Below are 20,231 nucleotides of genomic sequence, written 5' to 3' on the forward strand. Positions count from 1 at the left end.
CATGCAGACGCTTATTGCGCGCTCCAGCGGTCGTTCCAGCTGCGCAGCTCCTGCATGTCGCGGCGGTCTTTCTTGGTGGGGCGGCCGGCTTGCAGGCTGTTGGCGGGCTCGGGCGCCAGGCGGCGCTGCTCGCTGAGCACTTCGCGCTGGCGGATGCTGTCGGCTGTTTCCTCGTACATCTGCTGGGCCACCGGGGCCGGGCCGCGTGTCGCCGCCATGCCCAGCACGGCTACGGTGCGCGGTGTCTGCGCCTGCAGCAGCTCGACGGTGTCCTGCGCGCGCACTTCCTTGGAGGGTTTGGCCACCGTGCCATTGACCTTCACATGGCCCTTGTGGATGGCCTCGACGGCAATCGCGCGGGTTTTGTAAAAGCGGGCGCACCACAGCCATTTGTCGATGCGCATCGTGGGAGTCTGTTCGGTCTCAGTGTGGGCCATCTTCGGCGGGTGGTTGGACATTCGGTTTGAACTCTACTACAGCATCGAAACCTTGGACAAGCCCCTGGTGCAGGCGGTTGTGCAAGGACAGGCGCGCGCCCAGCGCGGTGACGATGGAGTGGCAGATCGCCAGGCCCAGGCCCGAGCCGTCGCGCAGGTTGCCGCTGACAAATGGCTCGGTCAGGCGCGCCTGCATCTCGGCGCTGACGCCTGGGCCCCAGTCGCTGATGCGCAAGGTGGCTGCCGGGCCTTGCTGCACCAGCTGCAGCAGCAGTGGTGCGTCGGGCGGCGAATGCTGGATCGCATTGTGCAAAAGGTTGCGCACCAGCTCGCGCAGCATCCAGGGATGGGCTGCCAGCAGCACCTCGTCGCTTTGCAGCTCGAACTGCAGGTTCTTGTCGGCCAGCAGCGGCGACAGCTCAATCACCATGTCGCGCACGATGGCCGTCAGGTGGGCGGTCTGGGGGTGCTCGGACTGGTGCAGCTGCTCGACCTTGGCGAGCGACAGCATCTGGTTGGCCAGCAAGGTGGCGCGGTCCACGGTGGCGGCAATCTCGCGCAGCGCCTGCTCGGGCTCCACATCACCACGCTGGGCCGACTGCACCTGTACCTTGAGCACCGCCAGCGGCGTGCGCAGCTGGTGCGAGGCGTCGCGCACAAAGCGCTTTTGGTGCTGCACCAGGTGCGAGAGCCGCGCCATCACGCGATTGGTCGCATCGACCAGCGGCAGCACTTCCGAGGGCGTGGCCGCCGGGGTTTTGAGGGGCTGCAAGGCATGGTCGCTGCGCGCATTGAGCTGGTCGCTCAGCTGCAGGATGGGCAAGGTCGCGCGCCGCACCACGACTACCACCACGGCGGCAATGCAGCCAAACAGCAAGGCCTGCTGCACCAGCGTGCCCCAGAGAATGTCGCGCGCCAGCGATTCGCGGATCTCCAGCGTCTCTGCCACCTGGATCAGGGCCATGCCCCTGCCGGTGGCGCTGGCCACCGGCTGCAGCAGGGCGGCCATGCGCACCGGCATGCCCCGGAACTCGGCATTGTAGAAATCGACCAGTGCGGCATAGGGCGGCTGCTGGGCGATGCGCCCGCGCCAGATGGGCAGCTCGGCAAAGCCGCCGATGAGCTCGCCGCTCATGTTGGAGACGCGGTAGAACAGCCGCGACTGGTTATCGGCCTCGAAGGCCTCCAGCGCCGAATAGGGCACGGCCGAGTCGACAATCGCCAGGTCGTCATAACCGGCCACGGTCAGCTGCTCACCAATTACCTTGGCTGAAGCGAGCAGGCTGCGGTCGTAAGCGGTATTGATGGCCTGCAGCGACTGGCGGTAGAGGCTGCTGGTGTTGTAGATGATGAAGACCACCACCGGCAGCAGGATGCCCAGCAGCAGATTGCGGCGCAGCGAGCGTATGCGCGGCGCCTGGGATCGGCCGCTGGCCTTGCCGGTGTCAGGCGCCATCGGCGGCACCGGGCTTGAGCAGGTAGCCCAGGCCGCGCAAGGTCATCAGTTGCATATGCGTGGGCGCCAGCTTTTTGCGCAGGCGGTAGGCCACCACTTCCACCGCTTCGAGCTGCACATCGCTCTCGCCGGCAAAGACGGCGCTGAACAAACGCTCCTTGGTCACGGCCTGGCCCATAGGTTGGCTCAGCACGCGCAGAAATGCCACTTCGCGTGGCGTCAGCTCAAACAGCGTGCCGCGCCAGTAAAACGATTCGGAGGCCTTGTCATAGCGCAGCGCCATGCCGGAGGGGGGCGCGGCCGGCGCGGCGGGTTCGGCCACCAGTGGCTGCGCGCGCCGCACCAGCGCGCGGATACGGGCTTCGAGCTCGTCCAGGTCAAAGGGCTTGGCCAGGTAGTCATCGGCGCCTGAGTTCAGGCCCAGAATGCGGTCGCCGACGGTGCCGCGTGCCGTCAGGATCAAGGTGGGGGCGGCCAGGCCTTCGCTGCGCGCCTGGGCGATGATCTCCAGCCCGTCCATTGTCGGCAGGCTCAGGTCCAGCACCACCACATCGGGCTCGAGCTTGCGCCAGGCCGGCAGCGCTGCACCGCCATCGGTGATGGGCGTGACCTCCATGCCCCGCCGGCGCAAGGTGCGCTGCAAGGTGGTCTGCATGGTGGAGTCGTCTTCGATCAGCAAGAGGTGCATGGCGGGAGTGTGCACCAATTCGCCAGCGCCTCCGGGCTCGGTGTTTTCCCTAGCTTCGGACGGCCTGGCTGACAGCCATTTGACAGCTAGCGCAGCGATGATGCAAGCACTAACAACACGATCAGGAGACAACCATGCGCCGTGATGCGTTCCTCAAATCCATGCTCGCTCTGGCTGCTGCCGGCAGCTTGCCCCTGCACGCCTTGGCCGCCACCAATGTCAAGATGCTGCTGCCCGCCAACCCTGGCGGCGGCTGGGATACGACTGGCCGCGCGCTGGGCAAGGCGCTGCAGGATGCCGGCGTGGCTGGCTCCGTCACCTATGACAACAAGGGCGGCGCGGCAGGCGCCATCGGCCTGGCGCAGTTCGTCAATGGCAGCAAGGGCGATCCCAACGCGATGATGGTGATGGGCGCGGTCATGCTGGGCGGCATCATCACCGGCAAGCCGCCGGTGGACCTGAACCAGGCCACCCCGCTGGCGCGCCTGACCAGCGAATACAACGTCTTTGTGCTGCCTGCCAACTCGCCCTACAAGACCATGGGCGAAGTGGTCGCCCAGCTCAAGAAGGACCCCGGCTCGATCAAATGGGGCGGCGGCTCGCGCGGCTCCACCGAGCACATTGCTGCGGCAATGATTGCCCGCGCCGTGGGTGTCGATCCAGCCAAGATCAACTATGTCGCCTTCCGGGGCGGCGGCGAGGCGATTGCTGCGGTGCTGGGTGGCAATGTCACCGTCGGGGGCAGCGGCTTTAGCGAGTTTGCCGAGTACATCGCCACCGGCAAGATGCGCCCGATCGCGGTCACCTCGGCCCAGCGCCTTGAAGGCTCGACCGTGCCCACGCTCAAGGAGCAGGGCATCGATGTGGAAATCGGCAACTGGCGCGGCGTCTATGGCGCGCCCGGCATCTCGGCCGACCAGCGCGCGCAGCTGATTGCGATGCTGGAAAAAGCCACCAAGAGCGCCAGCTGGGCCGAGTCGATGAAGAAGAACGACTGGACCTCGGCCTGGCTTGCCGGCGACGCCTTCAGCCAGTTCGTCACGGCAGAGTTCGCCAATCTCAAGGACACCATGACCCGCGCAGGCATGGTCTAAGCGCAGCAGGCATGGCCCCTGGCGGCCATGCCGCGCGCGTTGCGCTCTCTATAGCAACCCGCCCGAGGAACCGGCCTGGCCCGGTGCCCGGCTGGGCTGTTGCCGCCCGCAGGGCGGAGGGGCGCCACGGTCATCTTTTTCAGGAGTTTCGATATGAGCAACACCGCAGATTCTTCGGAGCCGGCCGCCAACGGCGCAGCCGCGCCTGCGCCAGAGGCTTTCGAGCATGCGCACACGCCGCGTACCACCTCGCAGCTGCTGGTCGGCATAGCGGTCTTGGTCATCGCCGGCCTGTTGTCCTGGGGTGCTTTGCACATCCCCTCGCAGGCGGGCTACAGCGGCGTGGGGCCGGATTTTCTGCCCTGGCTGTCGGCCAGCGTGCTGGGCCTGTGCGGCATCTGGCTGTGCTGGGAGGCCCTGACCGGCGGTTTTCACCACCTCGATGCCCCCGATGGCGCCCAGCATGGTGACTGGGGCGCGCTCACCTGGGTGTGCGCGGGGCTGCTGAGCAGCGCGGCGCTGATCACCACCTTGGGCTTCATTCTCAGCTGCACCTTGTGCTATGTGCTGGCCACGCAAGGACTGCGCCGCGCCACCGGCCAAACGCAGGCGGGCTCGTTCAAGACCATGGGCAAGGACCTGGTCACCGGCCTGCTGATTTCTGCGCCCGTGTTCTGGGCCTTTACCCAATTCCTGGCAATCAACTTGCCTGGACTGACCGAGACAGGGTGGCTGTGATGGAAATTTTCAATGCACTGATTCAAGGCTTCATGACGGCGGCCACGCCGGTGAACCTGCTCTGGGCGCTGGTGGGCTGCGCCCTGGGCACGGCGGTTGGCGTGCTGCCGGGCATTGGCCCTGCGGTGGCGGTGGCCATGCTGCTGCCCATCACTGCCAAGGTCGAGGTGACCGCCTCGATGATCTTCTTTGCCGGCATCTACTACGGCGCCATGTATGGCGGCTCGACCACCTCGATCCTGCTCAACACCCCGGGAGAGACAGCGAGCATGGTGACCGCGATGGAGGGCAACAAGATGGCCAAGAGCGGGCGCGCCGGTGCGGCGCTCGCGACCTCGGCCATCGGCTCCTTTGTGGCCGGCACGATTGCGACCGTGGTCGTGACCCTGTTTGCGCCCACCGTGGCCGAGTTTGCCGTGCGCCTGGGCCCGCCCGAGTATTTCATGCTGATGGTGCTGGCCTTCACCACAGTGAGCGCGGTGTTGGGCAAGAGCAGCCTGCGCGGTCTGACCGCCCTGTTCCTGGGCCTGGCCGTGGGTTGCATCGGCATGGACCAGATCACCGGTGCGGCGCGCTACACAATGGGCAAGCCCGAGCTGCTCGACGGCATCGACATCGTGCTGGTGGCCGTCGGCCTGTTCGCCGTGGCCGAGGTGCTGTACTTTGCGCTCTATGAGGCCAAGACCCGCGATACGCAAAACACCATGGGCCGCGTGCACATGACACGCCGCGACTGGAAGCGCTCGGTGCCCGCCTGGATCCGTGGCACGGTCATCGGCACGCCCTTTGGCTGCATCCCTGCAGGTGGCACCGAGATCCCGACCTTTCTGAGCTATGCGGCCGAGAAGAAGCTGGCCAAGGGCGACGACAAGGCCGAGTTCGGCACGAGCGGCGCCATCGAAGGCGTGGCCGGCCCCGAGGCCGCCAACAATGCGACGGTGACGGCGGCGCTGATTCCGCTGCTGACCCTGGGCATTCCCACCAGCAACACCACGGCCGTGCTGCTGGGCGCATTCCAGAACTACGGCATCAACCCCGGCCCGCAGCTCTTTACCAGCTCGGCCACGCTGGTGTGGGCGCTGATTGCCTCGCTCTACATCGGTAATGTGATGCTGCTGGTGCTGAACCTGCCGATGGTGGGCATGTGGGTCAAGCTGCTCAAGATCCCCAAGCCGCAGCTGTACGCCGGCATTCTGATCTTCGCCACCGTTGGGGCCTACGGCATGCGCCAGAGCACCTTCGATCTGTTCCTGCTGCTGGGCATTGGCGTGCTGGGCGTGGTGATGCGGCGGTTTGACTTCCCTACCGCGCCGGTGGTCGTCGGCATGATCCTGGGGCCGTTGGCCGAGGCTCAGATGCGCAACGCGGTCGCCATTGGCGAGGGCAGCTGGACCATCTTCCTGCAGCGCCCCATGTCACTGACTCTGATCATCATCGTGCTGGCGGTGCTGATCGTTCCCCGGGTTCTGAAGTGGATGGGCCACAAAAAGGCGCTGCAGGCTGCAGCGGCCTGATGCCCGGCGCTGGCAATGCATCCTTCTCTTGGCACCCTGCGGGGTGCCTTTTTTATGGCGTTCGCTGCGCGAGCGTTCTAAAGCTGCAACACTGTATTGCCCATTTGCGGGCTAGGCAGCAGCTATTGCATGGCCTACCATCCATGCATCAAAAACTGTCGCTGCGCCTGCAGCATATGAACGGCTTGTCTCCATGGATCTGATTGTCGCCCTGGTGCGCGAATACGGCATTGGCATCGTCTTTCTCAATGTGCTGATCGAGCAATTGGGCGCGCCCATTCCTGCCTATCCGGTGCTGATGGTGACCGGCGCCATCCATGGCCATTCGCTGGCGCAGCAGTTGCTGCTGATTGCAGTGGCCGTGCTGGCGGCGCTGATCGCCGATAGCGTCTGGTATGCCATGGGGCGGCGCTATGGCCGGCGTGTGCTTGCCAGGGTGTGCAAGGTCTCGCTCTCGCCCGATTCCTGCGTGCAGAACACCGAATCGCTCTATGGCCGCTGGGGTGCCAAGTCGCTGCTGATTGCCAAGTTTGTGCCCGGCTTTGCATCGATTGCCAGTGCGCTGGCCGGGGCCGTGGGCACGACGCCCGCCCGTTTTGTGCTGTTCGATGGAATAGGCGCGCTGCTGTGGGTGGGCTCGGCCGTGCTGCTGGGGGGGCTGTTCAGTTCCACGGTCGAGGACCTGTTGGCGGTGCTCGCGCAACTGGGCCAGTGGGGCTTGCTGCTGCTGGGGCTGGCGTTTGCCATTTTTATCGCGCGCCGCTGGTGGAGCCGGCGCCAGGTGATCCGTTCGCTGCGCATGGAGCGGCTCACGGTCGACGAACTCAATGACATGCTGGGCGGCGGCGATCTGCCTGTCATCCTTGATGTGCGTGCCGGCACCGCGTTCGAGGCATCGCATATTCCCGGGGCGCATTCCTATGACCCGCATGCCAGGGGGGCGCGGCTGCCGGCCATCGATCCCGACGCTGCGGTGATCGTGTACTGCGCCTGCCCCAATGAGGTCTCGGCAGCCCGTATTGCCCAGCTGCTGCGCCGCGCGGGCATCCAGCGGGTGCGGCCGCTGCTGGGCGGCATCGATGCCTGGATCGATGCGGGCTACCAGGTGCATGGCAAGAGCGCTGCCCCGGCCTTATAAGCCGAGCTTTATAAGCAGAGGAAGGCCAGCGCCGCAATGGCCGTCGGCAGCAAGGCGCCCAGCAGCAGGCCGCCAATGCTGATGGTTGCGTTGCTGAAGCCGTGCTTGAGCAGCGCCACACCGGCAGGGTTGGGCGCATTGGCGATCACCGTCAGGCCCCCGCCGGCGACGGCACCGGCCATCAGCATGTACTTGGCCGCATCGCTCATGCCTTCGATCTGCGAGCCCAGGTAGGTGAGGGCGGCGTTGTCGGTGATGGCGGTCAGCCCCAGCGCACCAAAGAACAGCGCGAGCGGCACCATGCTGGCCACCAGTGGCTGCAGCCACCAGCTTTGCAGGCCGCCCAGCACCACCAGGCCCGCCAGGAAAAAGCCCACCAGCAGCGCCTCCTTGAGGATCAGCGGGCTTTGGTACCTGGCATAGGCATGGGTGTAGCCCAGAAACAGCAGAAATACGCCCAGGAACAGCACCGGATGGTGGGCCAGCACCACCACGGCCGCCAGCAAGGCCGCATGCACGGCCACCACGCCCAGCGGCATGGACGCTTGCGCATCGCCGCTTTGCGGTGCTGCCGTCAGATGGCCGCGCATGCACCAGGTCGCAATGCTGGCGTTGATCAAGACGGCAATCACCGCTTTCCAGCCAAAGTGGCTCAGCATGAAGGCGCTGTCCCAGCCCCAGGTCGCAGCGACCATCAGCACCGGCGGCGCTGCGTAGGAGGTGAGCGTGCCGCCAATGGAGATATTGACGAAGAGCACACCCAGCGCCAGGTACTTGAGGCGGGTGGGCATCAGAGGGGTGAACACCAGCGGCGCCAGGGTCAGTGCGGCAATGGTCATCGCGGCCGGCTCGGTGATCAGCGAGCCCATCAGCGGCACGGCGGCCAGGCCCAGCCAGGCCAGGCTCAGGGCCGTGGGCAGCGGCGTGGCGCGGGCCAGCGCCGCCAGGGTGCGCTGCACCGTCATCACGATGGGGCGGGAGGCGGCCATGACCATGACGACAAAGACAAACAGGGGCTCGGTGTAGTTGCGCGATTCGGCGTAATCCACCGCCTGGGCCGGCCCGCTGGCAAACGCCATGACGCCGATCAGCACCATGGCCCAGAAACCGAAGACGATCTCGACCTCGCCCAGCAGATGGAAGACGCCCGCATGGCGCGGGTAGCGGTGCGACAGGCGCTCGAACTGCTTGGCAAGAAAGGTGTGGGCCAGCGCGATGGCAAAAATGCCAGCTGCCAGATGCTCGATGGCAAACATGGTGTGCTCCGATGCGAAGCATGCAGCCGTTTGCAGGCCATTGGGCGCGCACGGGGGGTGTCAGCGCCCCGCAGGCCAAACGGTGCAGGCAACAGGGTTCCAGCGAGGCGGCCCGACCTTCGCTAACAACCTGCCGCTACACCCTATGTGACGACACCCAAGCCTTCTATTTTACAAAAAAATAATCAGTGATGGGTTTTCAATGTCTTTTTGCAGACGCTGAACAGCTTCTCAGGCCGGCGGGTTGCGGCGCTTGCTGCGCAGCCACCAGGCCGCGATCAGCGAGAACAGCACGATCACCCCCACCAGCAGCCAAAAGCCCAGCGGGTCCTGGCTGAGCGGGATGCCGCCCACATTCATGCCGAACAGGCCGGCCATCATGTTCACCGGCAGGGCCAGCACGGTGATCATCGTCAGCGTGTAGAGCGAGCGGTTGGTGTCTTCGTTGATGCCGGCGGCAATCTCTTCTTGCAGCAGCTTGATGCGCTCTTCGAGCGACTGCATGTCGCGCAGAAAAACGGAGAACTCTTCGCTGGCCGCGCGCAGCGCATGCAGGTCTTCGTCCAGCATCCACTGCGGGGGCATCTGCAGCAGGCGGAACATCGCCGAGGGCTCGGGCGCGAGCAGGCGCTTCAAGCGCACCAGCAGGCGGCGCAGCGCACCCAGCTGGCGCGGCTGCATGCGCGTGCGCCCGCCCAGCATGGTGTCCTCGATCTGGTCGACGCGCTGGGTCACATCGCGCACGATGCGCACCAGCACATCGGCCTGGGCGCGCAGCAGGCGTTCGAGCAGCTGGGGGCTGGAGCCGGGCGTGTCGCCCTGGCGAATCTGCTGGCGCAGCGCATCGACCGAGCGCAGCGGGTGGGCCCGGGCCGATATCACCCACTGGGGCGAGGCCTGGATCCACATCGTGTGGATATCGCTGGATTCGAACTGGAAGTCGAAATCGATGTCGTTGATGACGGCCAGCAGCGCGTCATCCATGCGCTCGATACGGGTTGAGGCCAGGCCATCGCGCAGCGCCTCAAAGTACTGCTCATCGAGCGCCGCATACTGCTGCAGCCAGCGCAGGCAGTGGGCATGCGAGAGGTTGAAATGCAGCCAGACAAAGCCGGTGCTGCTGGGCGGTGCGGCCAGCCAGGCCTGCGCTTGCTCGGCGGTCAGCGCCGTGGCGGGGCCCTGGCCGTCAAAGGCATAGCCCCAGATCAGGCCGCTGTTGTCATGGGGGGAGACCAGCGGGGCCGTATCAGGCGTGCGCGGCAGGGGTTCAGTCAAGATAGCACTCCGGGGACGGGCGGATGCCCCGCGCCAAACCCCGTATTTTTGGCAGCTACCGTGACTGTTTCATGACAAAGCCATGACGCGCGCGGGCGTGCTCAGTCGGGCATCGAGCAGTGGCCGCCGCTGGCATGCTGGCCCGAGCCCGCGGCGATCAGCGGCGCCTCGTAGCGCAGGTCCACGGGCTGGCTGTGGACGTAATCCCAGGCGATGAAGGCGACCAGCAGCAGCCAGAAGCTGCTGCGCAAAAGGGTGGTGTTCATGTGCGGCTCCTCGCGCTTAAAAACCAAAATGGCGGCGAATGCGCAGCCCGAAGATCGTGCCGGCAAAGGCGAGCGGCACCCAGATCCAGCCATGGATGCTGCCGGTGCTGATGCCAGACAGCATCGCGCCCACATTGCAGCCAAAGGCCAGGCGCGAGCTGTAGCCCAGCACCAGGCCGGCGACCAGGGCCACCAGCCACTGCGTGCCGGTCAGCGCCTTGGCAGCAGCCGGCTTGCCCGCAGCAATCCACAGCGCACCGGCCAGAATGCCGATGTTGGTGATGCTGGTGATGTCCAGCAGCACGGTCTCGTGCAGGCGCTGGGCATTGCCCGGCTGGCTCCAGAACCAGTTGCCCGCCAGGTCCACGATGCCAGCGCCATTGGCCACCTTGGCGGCCCAGAGGCCAAAGCCATAGACCACGCCCCAGGGCTGGCCGGCAATCACCAGGTTCAAGGTGGCGAAGATGGCCAGGCCAATGGCGCCCATCACCCACTTGCGCTGCCACAGGCCGGGCATGCTGCGCTGCTGCGCGGCATGGGCCTTGGCGCAATAGGCCTTGACCGCAAAGCCGATGACGGCCAGCGCCGCCAAGGTGGCGAGCAGGGCCGGCAGCCAGCCCCAGGTGCTGACCAGGCCGACTGCCGGCATGCGGCCCAGGTCCAGCCACCAGCCCAGGTGCAGCGACCCTAAGAAGCTGCCAATCGCAAACATCGGCAGGATGGCCGTGTTCATCGGGATGCCCATACCGGCCTTGTACAAGGTGCCGCTGCCGCAGCCGTCAGCAATCTGCATGCACAGGCCAAATACAAAGGCACCCACCAGCAGGCTGATGCTGGGCGGGCCCAGCGCGGCCGTCAGCTCCGGGTAGTGGCCCAGCAGCGGCATGGCCATGGCAGCCGCCAGTGCCAGCAGCAGCAGCTGGCCAAACACGCCGCGCGGGTCCTTGTCCTCGACCAGCATGCGCCAGCCGGTGGTAAAGCCAAAGCGCTGGCCAGCCAGGATGGCACCCAGGCCGATGCCGACCAGGAACAGCGCCGCCTGGCGCAGCGATACCGACCACAGCAGCCAGCCAAAAAAGGCCGCCATCAGGATCGACAGGGGAAGTCGTTTCATCACGATCACCGTTGAGAGTCAATACAACAAAAAGCTGCCAGCGCTTCTGCAGAAGTGCTGGCAGCCAAAGAACCGGGTCCGGCTTATTTGAACTTGCGCTGCCACCATTGCTTGGCGTCATAGGCCAGCGATTCGGCGCGGCCGGGCTGGTTCTCCATCGCCGGGGCGTCGGGCTGCTGGGTCCAGTCCACCATCGAGCCGGCATACAGCTTGACATTGGGCAGGCCAGCCATCTCGCTCAGGCCAAACCAGTCGGTAGCGGCCCAGTGGCCGGTATTGCAGAAGGCGACGGTGTCCTGGCCGTCCTTGCGGCTGACCTTCTGCGCAATCTGCCGGGCGGTGGCCGGGTCCACAAACTGGGCCGTGCCCTTGACAAACCACTGGTTGAAATCGAGCTGTTGCGCGCCGGGCAGGGTGCCCGAGAGCTTGGCCGCTGGCGCGCGGGTCTTGCCCTGGTAGAACGCATCGGGGCGGGAATCGACCAGCGCGGCATTGCTCAGGTCGACATGTGAGCGCACCTGGTCGCGCGTGGCGATCAGGCTCTCGTCCAGCACGGGCTGGTAGCTGCTGGCCTGCACCTGGGGCGTCTCGGTGCTGACGGGTTGGCCCTCGGCCACCCAGGTCTTCATGCCACCGTTGACGATGGACAGGTCCTTCAAGCCCAGCACCTTCAGGCTCCAGTAGACACGCGCCATCGCACCAAAATCGGTGGCATCGGCGCCGGTCGATACCACGACGGCATGCGTGGCAGGGGTCAGGCCCAGCGACTGCACCAAGGCCGTGAGCTTGGGCAGATCGGGCAGCTCACCGGGGTTGGTGGCCGGGCCGCGCCACTTGCCATAGGGCGCGTTGAGTGCGCCGGGAATATGGCCTTCGGTATAGAGCTTGGGCTCGCGGATATCGATGACGACAGGCGCGGCTGCGCGTTGCTGGGCGCTGGCCAACTCGGCCGGGCTCAAAAGGGGCTGGGCGGCATGGGCTGCCGTGAGCCAACTGCTGGCAAACAGGGCGCTGGCCACAGCCAGCTGGCGAAAGGTTGTCATGGCAATAGCGTGTGGGGGCAAATCAATGGGCCTATTGTCCCGCGATTGCGGTCTGCAAGCATGCTATGCGCGGATTGAATATATGGCGGTAAGGTTATATGCTCCCAGGGAATATGGATGGTGCTGCACCAACCCCTGCCTGTGTTAGACCCACAGGCCGGCGCGAAAGCCGCGCGCCGCGTAATAGGACTGCACGCCATTGTGGTAGGTGAACACGCGCTCATAGCGCCGGTCGCCAAACAGCGCGCCACCCAGGCGCCGCATCTCGTCAGGCGTGGCCAGCCAGCTGGAGGTCTTGCCGTCAAACGCGCCCAGGGTCTGCAGATGGCGGTACTGCGCCTCGTCCAGCAGCTGCACACCCATTGCATCGGCCATGCCCTGCGCACTGCCTGCGGGTTTGTTTTCCTTGCGCGCGGCCAGCGCCTCTTCGTCAAAGCACAGGCTGCGCCGCCCCGTGGGGCTTTCGGCGGCGCAATCGGCAAACAGCAGCTGGCCGCTGGCGCTGTCCTGCAAGATCACGTCGGGCTCGCCGCCGGTCGCCTCCATCTGGGCCAGCGCCTGGTGGGCGGCCGTGTTCTTGTCCAGGCGCTGTAGCACCAGGGCCCAGTCCAGCGACGGGTGGCGGGCGGAGTGGGCCTCAAAGCGGGCTTGGAGTACGGCGATCAATGCCTGCAGTTCGGTCTTGTTCATGGCTGTCAAATCCTTGTCAAGCGGCTGCCACTTTTGCGCACTTCTACAATCGGCGCAAGCTTTTTTAAGGATTACCAGCGGCGGCACCCTGCCGCCGCTCTGCATTATGGATATTGTTGTCAACGAAGAACTCAAGGCCTACATCGACCCACTGACCCCGGACGAGCATGCCTCGCTGGAGCGCAGCATTCTGGCCGAAGGCTGCCGCGATGCGCTGGTGCTCTGGGGCAATGTACTGGTCGATGGCCACAACCGCTACGGCATCTGCCAAAAGCATGGCCTGCCTTTCAACACGGTGCAGAACACCCAGTTCCAGTCGATGCAGGATGTCTACCTGTGGATGATTGACCAGCACCTGGGGCGCCGCAGCGTCTCCGATTTTCAGCGTGGCGTGCTGGCACTGCGCAAGCGCGAGATTCTGGAGCACCGCAAGCTGGAGAAGGCCCACCCGGTGCCCGCGCAACAGGCCGAAGGCGAGGCGCCAGCCGTCAGCAATGCCGATGATGCGTTCTCGCCGGTCGATGCGGCCGAGCTGGAAAAAGTAGCCACGCGCGAGGCGATTGCCAAGGCGGCGCGCTTGTCGAGCAGCCAGGTTGCGCAAATCGAGAAGATCCAGAAAAGCGCCGCGCCTGCGCTGGTCGAGGCTTTGAAGGCCGGCGATATCTCCATCAACGCCGCGGCCGTGGTCGCGACCCTGCCGCACGAAGAGCAGCAGGCCGCTGCCCAAGGCGGCAAGGATGGCTTGAAGCAGGTGGTCAAACATGTGCGCGAAGCCAAGCGCAAGCCCAAGGAAGAGGCGCCCGAGTCCGCCGAGCCGGCCAGCGCCCCCTCGGCCGCGCATGGCGCCGAGGCGGTAGATGCTGCGCTGGACAAGGCCCAGCAGCAGATCAGCGACTTGCGCGCCCGCGTGCAGGCGCTGGAGCTGGAAAACGCCCAGCTGCGCCTGCAGCTGGCGGCAGCGTCGTCACAGGACCTGCCCGTCCCGGACGAAGCCTGAACGACCCAGCGCTCAATCCAGCGGCGGGCGCTTGACGGGCTTGGGCATTTGCCGTTGGCGCGCCCGTTGGGCACGGGGCCGCGCCGCATCGGCACGCTGGCAGGCCAGGCGGTACTGCAGCAAGGTCGCCTCGGCCGCCTGTAGCACGGCGATCGGCAGGCGCTGTGCTTCTTCCACCGCGTGCGCGGCGTTGGCGGGCAGCTCGCACTGGCCCGTCAGCAAGGCCAGGCCCTGGCCCACATGCTCGGCCGTGTAGACATGGAACTGCCCGGCCTCGACGGCCTGCACCACGCGCTCGGCCAGCATCAGGTGGCGCTGGTTGCGCGCCGGGATCAGCACCCCATGGCTGCCGTCCAGGCCCTGCGCGGCGCAAAGGTCAAACCAGCCTTCGATCTTTTCATTGAGGCCGCCCACCGGCAGCACCTCGCCATGCTGGTTGAGCGCGCCGGTCACCCCGATGCTCTGGCGCAGCGGCATGCCCGACAGCGATGACAGCAGCGCGTAGAGCTCGGCGCAGCTGGCAGAGTCGCCCTCGACACCGCTGTATTCCTGCTCGAACACCACCGAGGCATTGAGCGCCAGCGGGGCCAGGTGGCCAAACAAGGCCGTCAGATAGCCCTGCAAAATCAGCACGCCCTTGTCGTGGATGGGGCCGGACATGGCCACCTCGCGCTCGATGTTCATCACCCCTTCCTGGCCGGCATGGGTGAGCGCGCTGATGCGCACCGGCAGGCCAAAACGGTGGTCACCGGTGTCGATCTGCGAGAGCCCATTGATCTGGCCGACCTGGCTGCCGGCAAACGAGATCAGGTGCTCGCCGTCGGTGATGGCGGCATGCAGGTCCTGCTCCATCGCGTTGTGGCGCAGGCGCTGGGCGGCCAAGGCGGCCTCCACATCGGCGGCCTGCACCAGGCGGTGCTGGCCCGATGGCTGGCCGGATTGCCGGGCGCGCTGGGCGCTCTCCAGCAGCAGGGCTTCGAGCTGGTTCAAGCGGCCGCTTTGGCGCTGCTGGTCATCGGCCTCCCGGTGGGATTGCTCCAGCAGCCGGGCGACTGCGCCGGCGTCGCAGTGCGGCATCTGGTAGAGCTTGCAGCGCTGCGCCATCAGCGCCGCAGTGGCGCGGTAGGTGGCGAGCGAGGCCTGGAACTGGTCGGCAAAATCGACCTTGACGCGAAAGCGCCGGGCCATGTCCGGGTCGCTCTCCTGCAGCTGGTAGTAGGCCTCTTCGGAGCCGACCAGCACCAGCTTGAAGTTCAGCGCCAAGAGCTCGGGCAGCATCGCGCCGCTGCTGCTGGGGCCTTGCGCGGCATGCGCATCCTCAATGCGCAGCTGGCGCGTGCGCAGCACCCGGCGCAAGGCCTGCCAGCTGTCTTCGTCGCCCAGCAGATCGCGCAGGTGCAGCATCAAGAAGCCGCCGTCGGCGCGCAGCACGCTGCCCGCGCGGATGCAGGAGAAATCGCTGCGGCGCTCGTCGTCTTCCGGCGGGTCGATGGTGCCAAACAGGTTGCGCAGGCTGGGCTGGTCCTCCAGCACCACAGGGGCATGGGCCTCGCCATGGTGGTCCACGATCAGGTTGAGCTGGCTGAGCGCGCGCAGCGCCTTGCGCTTGGCCTCCAGCAGGGCGCGGGCATCGTCGCGTGCGTCCTGGCTTTCGCCTTCGCCCTCGATGCTGTCGGTCTGGTCGAGCAGCGCATCGGCGTCTTGCGCAATGCTGCCCGGCACCCACAGCGCCATGTTCTTGAGCCACTCGGCCTGCATCTGCGACAGCCAGCGCTGCAAGGTGGCCCCATGCTCGGCGCTGGGCGTCAGGCCATCGAGCACCTGCGCGGATGCAGCCTGCCACAGCGGCGTGGCCAGCGATTGGTAGAACAGGTTGAGCGCCGCATCGCGCGCCATCTGTGCCTGCCGCACCAGGCCGCGGAACTGCGCCAGCTGCACACGCAGCTGGTATTCCAGGTCATCGGCAGGTGCCGTGGCACTGGGGGCCTCTGCGCCATCCTCGCCTTCTTGCTCTGCGCCGTCGCCAGGCGACAGCAGCAGGGCCGGGTCGGCCTCGGTGTCGGCTGGGCGCTGAGAGTCGCTTTGCAGCGCTGGCGGCAGCTGATCGGCGTCAGCGGCGGACGGCTGCTGCAGCCGCTCTGCGGCAGTCAACGCGGCAGGCGCATCGGCAGCGGGCTGTCCGGCGTCCGGGCATCCGGCATCCCCTGGGCCGGCAGGGCCGCTGTCCTGGCTCTCCACCACCAGCTGGCCCTCTTCACGGCGGATGCGCAGCCCGGAGCCCTGGGCCCAGTCGTGCAGCGTGCCAAAAGCGGCCTCTTCGGCCTGGCGGGCCTGGTTGTAGAGCTGCTCGATCTGGCTGCGGTGCTGCGCTTGCTGCACGGCCTTGTCGAGCTGCTCGGGCAGCTTGTCCACCATGGCCTCGATGCGGCGGCGCAGGCTGCGGCCCTGGCCGGCGGGCAGGCGCAGCGCCTGGGGACGCTCGGGCACGGCAAAGTTGTGCACAAAGGCGATGTCCTGCGCGGCGGGGCGGCGCTGTGCCTCGGCCTGCATGGCCTGGCGCAGCAGCGATGTGCGGCCGCTGCCTTCTTCGCCCAGCACAAACAGGTGGTAGTCGGGCGGGTCCATCGCCAGGCCAAACTCGGCCGCCGCCTGCGCGCGCTGCTGGCCGATCCAGGAGAAGGGCTCCTGCACCAGTTCGGCCGTGCTGGCAAAGCCGAGTTGGGCCGGGTCAATGCGCAGGCGCAGCTCGTGGGCCTGCAGCAGCTCGGCGCAGAGCAAGGAGGCGGCAGGTGGGGAAGGGGTCAATGGCGTGTCGGACAAGGGAATCTTTTTTTGGAGGGCCACAGGCGCGCGGGGCGGCAGGGGCCTTGTGGTGGGTCAATGTGGCTGTCTGGGCAAGGCGAAAGCGCTGCGTTACAGCGCCAGCCGCATGATGTGCTGTGGGCCGTAGCCGCCGCCCAGGTACAGCTCGCCGGTGTCTGCAAAACCGCACTGGCGGTACAGCGGGATGGCGGCGGCGTTCTTGCAGTTCACCGTCAGGAACACGGCTGTGGCGGCCATGCCTTGCGCCTGCAGGTAGGCGGGCAGCGCCTGCAGGCTGCGCTTGGCCAGGCCCATGCCCTGAAAGCGCTGGTCGACAAAGAAGCTGCGCAGGCCCACGCTGTCCGCCGAGGCAAAGGGGTAGCGCTGCGCGTAGTCCTGGTCGATCAGGAAAAAGCCGGCGATCTGCTCGCCATGGCCGATCAGGTGGGCGCTGAGCCGTGGGTGGAGCTCGGCCAGCGTCTGGGCCATTGGCGCGACATAGGGCTGCTGCGCCTCGTGCAGGGACAGGGCCAGCACGCGCTCGCGCTGCTCGGGCCGGTAAGGGGTGAGGAGGGTCATAGGCTACGGTCTCGGGCAGCGTGGGCGGGTGTTGTGCGGGTGGGCCGCTCAGCGCGGATGGGGCGGCGGGGCGCTGGTGTCCCAGCCTTGCAGGTGCTGCAGGGCCAGCTCGCGCAGCGCCTGGATCCAGCGGGGCTGGTCGTTCAAGCAGGCAATGTAGTCGAACTGCTGGCCGCCTGCATGGACAAAGGCTTCGCGCACCTCCTGGTTGATCTCCTCGAGCGTCTCCAGGCAATCGGCGGGAAAGCCCGGGCACATCACCTGCACATGGCGCAGGCCTTGCTGGGCCAGCGCGATCAGGCTGGGCTCGGTATAGGGCTCCAGCCATTTGGCCTTGCCAAAGCGCGACTGGAAGGTCAGCAGGTACTCGCTCTCGGCCAGGCCTAGCTCGGCGGCCAGCAGGCGGGCCGTCTCCTGCGATTGCTGCTGGTAGGGGTCGCCCAGGCGCACATTGCGCTCAGGAATGCCGTGGAAGCTCATCACCAGCTTGGGCGCGCGGCCATCCATCTGCCACTGCTTGCGCACGCTCTGCGCGAGCGCCTGGATATAGCCCGGGTCGCGCTGGTAGCTGCGCACAAAGCGGATCTCGGGGATGTCGCGCGCGCTGGCGCACCAGGCGTTGACCGCATCGACCACGCTGGCCGTGGTGGTGGCCGAGTACTGCGGGTACAGCGGCAGCACCAGCACACGGCGCACGCCCTCGGCCTTGAAGGCATCGAGCTGGCGGGCAATCGAGGGGTTGCCATAGCGCATCGCCGGCCGCACCAGCACCTGGTGGCCCGCTTCGCCCAGGCTGCCGCGCAGCAGTTTGGCCTGCTTGTCGGTCCAGACGGCCAGCGGCGAGCCCTCGGGCATCCAGATGCTGCGGTACTTGGCGGCCGACTTGGCCGGCCGGGTGCGCAAAATGACGCCATGCAGTATCGGCTTCCAGACCAGCGGCGGGATCTCGACGACGCGCTGGTCGCTCAGAAACTCGGCCAGGTAGCGGCGCGTGGCCGCTGTGGTGGGCGCATCGGGTGTGCCCAGGTTGCACAGCAGGATGCCGGTTCGGTCAGGGAGGGGTTGGCCAAGGGGCTCGGGTCGAAAGCGTGAAACCATGGCTAGGATTGTCGCAGCTTGGCGGCCGGCCCCGGTGCATACCCCTGGGCGCAGCGGGCCCGCGCGCGCTTGTCGGGCTGCGGACGGCTGCGGCGCGCCAGGCGGCCGCGATCCGCTATGCTGGGGGCCATGCTCGATCTCTCCCGAATCCGTGCCATCAGCCTTGACCTGGATGACACCCTCTGGCCCGTGCTGCCCACCTTGAAGGCGGCCGAGGCGGCACAGCACGCATTTTTGCTGGACCATGCCCCTGCCACTGCGGCGCTGCTGCAGGACCCGGCCGAGGCCCAGCGCATCCGCCAGTCGGTGCGCGATGACTTTGTACACCTGGCGCATGACATGACGCATTTCCGCCAGCAGTTCATCCGCCGCGCGCTGCAGCAAAGCGGTGGCGATGAAGCGCTGGTCGAGGCCGTTTTTGCCCAGTTCTTTGCGGCCCGCAACCGCGTGACCTGGTTTGCCGAAGTCGAGGATGCGCTGGTTTGGCTCTCCTCGCGCTACCCGCTGGTCGCCGTCTCCAACGGCAATGCGCAGCTGGACCTGGTGGGCCTGTCGCCCTGGTTTGTGGCCAGCACCAGCGCGCGCGAGGTGGGGGTGGCCAAGCCCGATCCGCGCATTTTTGCCGCTGCTGCCGAGCGCGCAGGTATCGATCTGCCGGCCTTTTTGCATGTGGGCGACGACGCCGAGCTGGATGTGCAAGGCGCGCTGGCCTGCGGCATGCAGGCCGCCTGGGTGCAGCGCCAGGAGCTGGACCACCACCAGCGCAGCGAAGCAGGCCTGGCCTTGCGCTGGCCCTTGAGCAGCCCCCCGCCCCAGGCGCTGGTGCGCAATCTGACCGAGCTGTGTGATCTGCTGGGGCGGCGCGCTGCCTGACAGCTCGGTAGCGCCACGGCGGTGATTGCTGCACCCACTGCAGCTATCAACTGCATGCTGCGCTATTTATATATTGCCATGCAGGCTCTAAGCTTGCGCCATCGACTAAACCGCAAGGAGTGATAGATGGCGCAAGTGATTCGTTTGACCGCAGCCGGTGGCCCGGAATGCATGCAAATACAGCAGCTGGATGTGGCCGCGCCCGGCCCGGGGGAGGTCCTGCTCGCGCAGGAGGCGGTGGGCGTGAACCCGCTCGATGCGCTGCAGCGCAAGGGCGTGGCGCCCATCTCGCTGCCATCGGGCCTGGGGCTGGAGGGCGCGGGCACCGTGCTGGCGCTGGGCGCCGGGGTGAGCCAGTTGGCGGTGGGCGACCGGGTGGCCTATGCCACCGGCCCCTTGGGCGCCTATGCCAGCGAGCGCCTCTACCCGGCCGAGCGCCTGGTCAAGCTGCCTGGCGGCATCAGCGCTGAGCAGGCCGCCGCCGTGCTGTTCAAAGGCATTACCGCGCAGTACCTGCTGACGAGCACCTATGCGGTCGGCCCGGGCACCGTTGTGCTGCTCTATGGCGCATCGGGCGGTGTAGGCCAGTTGATGGCCTCCTGGGCCAAGCACCTGGGCGCCACCGTCATCGGCGTGGTCTCCAAAGCGCAAAGCCAGGCGCGGGCGCTGGCTGCCGGTTGCGACCAGGCGCTGGTGTTCGATCCCCAGACCCTGGCCGCCCAGCTGCGCGAGACCACTGCCGGGCGCATGGCCGATGTGGTCTATGACGGCCTGGGCAAGCTGTCGTTTGCCGCATCGCTGGACTGCCTGCGCCCCCGGGGCCTGATGGTGTCCTTTGGCGCCACCACCGGCGCGCCGCCCGCCGTCGAGATGGCCACGCTCAACGCCAAGGGCTCGCTCTACATCACCCGCCCCTCACTGGCCGCGCACACTGCCTCGGCGGCCGAGTACCAGCAGCGCGCCGCTGCCGTGCTGCAGGCAGTGGCGCAAGGCATCCTCCAACCGGCCATTGGGCGCCGCTATGCGCTCGCCGACGTGGCTGCCGCCCATGCCGATCTGGACGCGGGGCAGACACAGGGGGCGGTGGTGCTGCTGCCTTGACGCCAGGCGGCTTGGATGGCGGCATGGCCGCCCAGGCAAGGGCCGCCACCGCGTCTTCGCCTATAGTGCGGA

Annotated in this window: 19 protein-coding genes; 7 read left to right on the forward strand and 12 right to left on the reverse strand. The window is 66.8% G+C overall.

Features of this window, described 5'->3' with window-relative positions:
• Nucleotides 1-11 precede the first annotated feature (11 nt).
• From N4T19_RS22025 to N4T19_RS22035, 3 genes are read right to left on the reverse strand one after another with little or no spacing between them, the layout of a single operon-like run.
• A complete protein-coding gene (locus N4T19_RS22025; RefSeq protein WP_116924799.1) occupies nucleotides 12-458 on the reverse strand; it encodes an RNA-binding S4 domain-containing protein in 447 nt (148 codons plus the stop codon).
• A complete protein-coding gene (locus N4T19_RS22030) occupies nucleotides 424-1,893 on the reverse strand; it encodes a sensor histidine kinase (protein WP_182345154.1) in 1,470 nt (489 codons plus the stop codon). The genes N4T19_RS22025 and N4T19_RS22030 overlap by 35 nt, the downstream gene beginning before the upstream one ends.
• Nucleotides 1,883-2,581 carry a response regulator transcription factor gene (locus tag N4T19_RS22035; RefSeq protein WP_260719011.1) on the reverse strand — a complete coding sequence of 233 codons (699 nt, stop codon included), beginning with the start codon at nucleotides 2,579-2,581 and terminating at the stop codon, nucleotides 1,883-1,885. The genes N4T19_RS22030 and N4T19_RS22035 overlap by 11 nt, the downstream gene beginning before the upstream one ends.
• Before the next feature lie 134 nt (nucleotides 2,582-2,715).
• Between N4T19_RS22035 and N4T19_RS22040 the strand changes: the two genes are divergently transcribed.
• From N4T19_RS22040 to N4T19_RS22055, 4 genes are all read left to right on the forward strand, one after another.
• The gene (locus N4T19_RS22040; protein ID WP_182345155.1) at nucleotides 2,716-3,675 is read left to right on the forward strand and encodes a Bug family tripartite tricarboxylate transporter substrate binding protein; all 960 of its coding nucleotides are present in this window, start codon (nucleotides 2,716-2,718) and stop codon (nucleotides 3,673-3,675) included.
• 153 nt (nucleotides 3,676-3,828) lie between these two features.
• Nucleotides 3,829-4,413, forward strand: a complete 585-nt coding sequence (locus N4T19_RS22045; RefSeq protein ID WP_182345156.1) for a tripartite tricarboxylate transporter TctB family protein — start codon at nucleotides 3,829-3,831, stop codon at nucleotides 4,411-4,413.
• Complete coding sequence (locus tag N4T19_RS22050; RefSeq protein WP_116924804.1) at nucleotides 4,413-5,927, forward strand: tripartite tricarboxylate transporter permease; 1,515 nt, start codon at nucleotides 4,413-4,415, stop codon at nucleotides 5,925-5,927. Before N4T19_RS22045 ends, N4T19_RS22050 begins: the two co-directional genes overlap by 1 nt.
• Before the next feature lie 193 nt (nucleotides 5,928-6,120).
• Complete coding sequence (locus N4T19_RS22055; protein ID WP_116924805.1) at nucleotides 6,121-7,065, forward strand: DedA family protein/thiosulfate sulfurtransferase GlpE; 945 nt, start codon at nucleotides 6,121-6,123, stop codon at nucleotides 7,063-7,065.
• A gap of 8 nt (nucleotides 7,066-7,073) precedes the next feature.
• Here N4T19_RS22055 and N4T19_RS22060 read toward each other — a convergent pair whose 3' ends face one another.
• The 6 genes from N4T19_RS22060 to N4T19_RS22085 all read right to left on the reverse strand — a co-directional run bounded on the left by N4T19_RS22060 (nucleotide 7,074) and on the right by N4T19_RS22085 (nucleotide 12,709).
• On the reverse strand, nucleotides 7,074-8,321 hold the full coding sequence (locus N4T19_RS22060; RefSeq protein ID WP_182345157.1) for a putative Na+/H+ antiporter: 1,248 nt from the start codon (nucleotides 8,319-8,321) through the stop codon (nucleotides 7,074-7,076).
• A 231-nt stretch (nucleotides 8,322-8,552) separates the two neighbouring features.
• Nucleotides 8,553-9,596 carry a transporter gene (locus tag N4T19_RS22065; RefSeq protein WP_260719012.1) on the reverse strand — a complete coding sequence of 348 codons (1,044 nt, stop codon included), beginning with the start codon at nucleotides 9,594-9,596 and terminating at the stop codon, nucleotides 8,553-8,555.
• Between the two features lie 101 nt (nucleotides 9,597-9,697).
• Nucleotides 9,698-9,862, reverse strand: coding sequence for a hypothetical protein (locus N4T19_RS22070; RefSeq protein WP_021026986.1), 165 nt, complete (start codon nucleotides 9,860-9,862; stop codon nucleotides 9,698-9,700).
• Nucleotides 9,863-9,878: 16 nt separating this feature from the next.
• Nucleotides 9,879-10,976: a YeeE/YedE thiosulfate transporter family protein gene (locus N4T19_RS22075; protein WP_116924807.1), complete on the reverse strand. Its 1,098-nt coding sequence runs from the start codon at nucleotides 10,974-10,976 to the stop codon at nucleotides 9,879-9,881.
• An 83-nt stretch (nucleotides 10,977-11,059) separates the two neighbouring features.
• Entirely contained in the window at nucleotides 11,060-12,019 is a 960-nt protein-coding gene (locus tag N4T19_RS22080) for a sulfurtransferase (protein ID WP_260719013.1), read from the reverse strand.
• Nucleotides 12,020-12,163: 144 nt separating this feature from the next.
• Nucleotides 12,164-12,709, reverse strand: coding sequence for a DUF4256 domain-containing protein (locus N4T19_RS22085; protein ID WP_182345159.1), 546 nt, complete (start codon nucleotides 12,707-12,709; stop codon nucleotides 12,164-12,166).
• Between the two features lie 106 nt (nucleotides 12,710-12,815).
• On the opposite strand from N4T19_RS22085, the gene N4T19_RS22090 reads away from it, so the two are divergent.
• The gene (locus tag N4T19_RS22090; protein ID WP_260719014.1) at nucleotides 12,816-13,706 is read left to right on the forward strand and encodes a plasmid replication/partition related protein; all 891 of its coding nucleotides are present in this window, start codon (nucleotides 12,816-12,818) and stop codon (nucleotides 13,704-13,706) included.
• Between the two features lie 12 nt (nucleotides 13,707-13,718).
• Here N4T19_RS22090 and N4T19_RS22095 read toward each other — a convergent pair whose 3' ends face one another.
• The 3 genes from N4T19_RS22095 to hemH form a co-directional block, all read right to left on the reverse strand.
• Nucleotides 13,719-16,526 carry an ATP-binding protein gene (locus N4T19_RS22095; RefSeq protein WP_260719015.1) on the reverse strand — a complete coding sequence of 936 codons (2,808 nt, stop codon included), beginning with the start codon at nucleotides 16,524-16,526 and terminating at the stop codon, nucleotides 13,719-13,721.
• A gap of 93 nt (nucleotides 16,527-16,619) precedes the next feature.
• Complete coding sequence (locus N4T19_RS22100; RefSeq protein ID WP_260719016.1) at nucleotides 16,620-17,087, reverse strand: GNAT family N-acetyltransferase; 468 nt, start codon at nucleotides 17,085-17,087, stop codon at nucleotides 16,620-16,622.
• A 48-nt stretch (nucleotides 17,088-17,135) separates the two neighbouring features.
• On the reverse strand, nucleotides 17,136-18,185 hold the full coding sequence (hemH, locus tag N4T19_RS22105) for a ferrochelatase (RefSeq protein ID WP_116924813.1): 1,050 nt from the start codon (nucleotides 18,183-18,185) through the stop codon (nucleotides 17,136-17,138).
• 129 nt (nucleotides 18,186-18,314) lie between these two features.
• Between hemH and N4T19_RS22110 the strand changes: the two genes are divergently transcribed.
• Both N4T19_RS22110 and N4T19_RS22115 read left to right on the forward strand, forming a co-directional pair.
• Nucleotides 18,315-19,058, forward strand: coding sequence for an HAD-IA family hydrolase (locus tag N4T19_RS22110; RefSeq protein ID WP_260719017.1), 744 nt, complete (start codon nucleotides 18,315-18,317; stop codon nucleotides 19,056-19,058).
• A gap of 126 nt (nucleotides 19,059-19,184) precedes the next feature.
• A complete protein-coding gene (locus tag N4T19_RS22115; RefSeq protein ID WP_260719018.1) occupies nucleotides 19,185-20,159 on the forward strand; it encodes a quinone oxidoreductase family protein in 975 nt (324 codons plus the stop codon).
• Nucleotides 20,160-20,231: the final 72 nt, after the last annotated feature.

Source organism: Comamonas squillarum, assembly GCF_025309455.1.
GTDB lineage: Bacteria > Pseudomonadota > Gammaproteobacteria > Burkholderiales > Burkholderiaceae_C > Comamonas > Comamonas squillarum.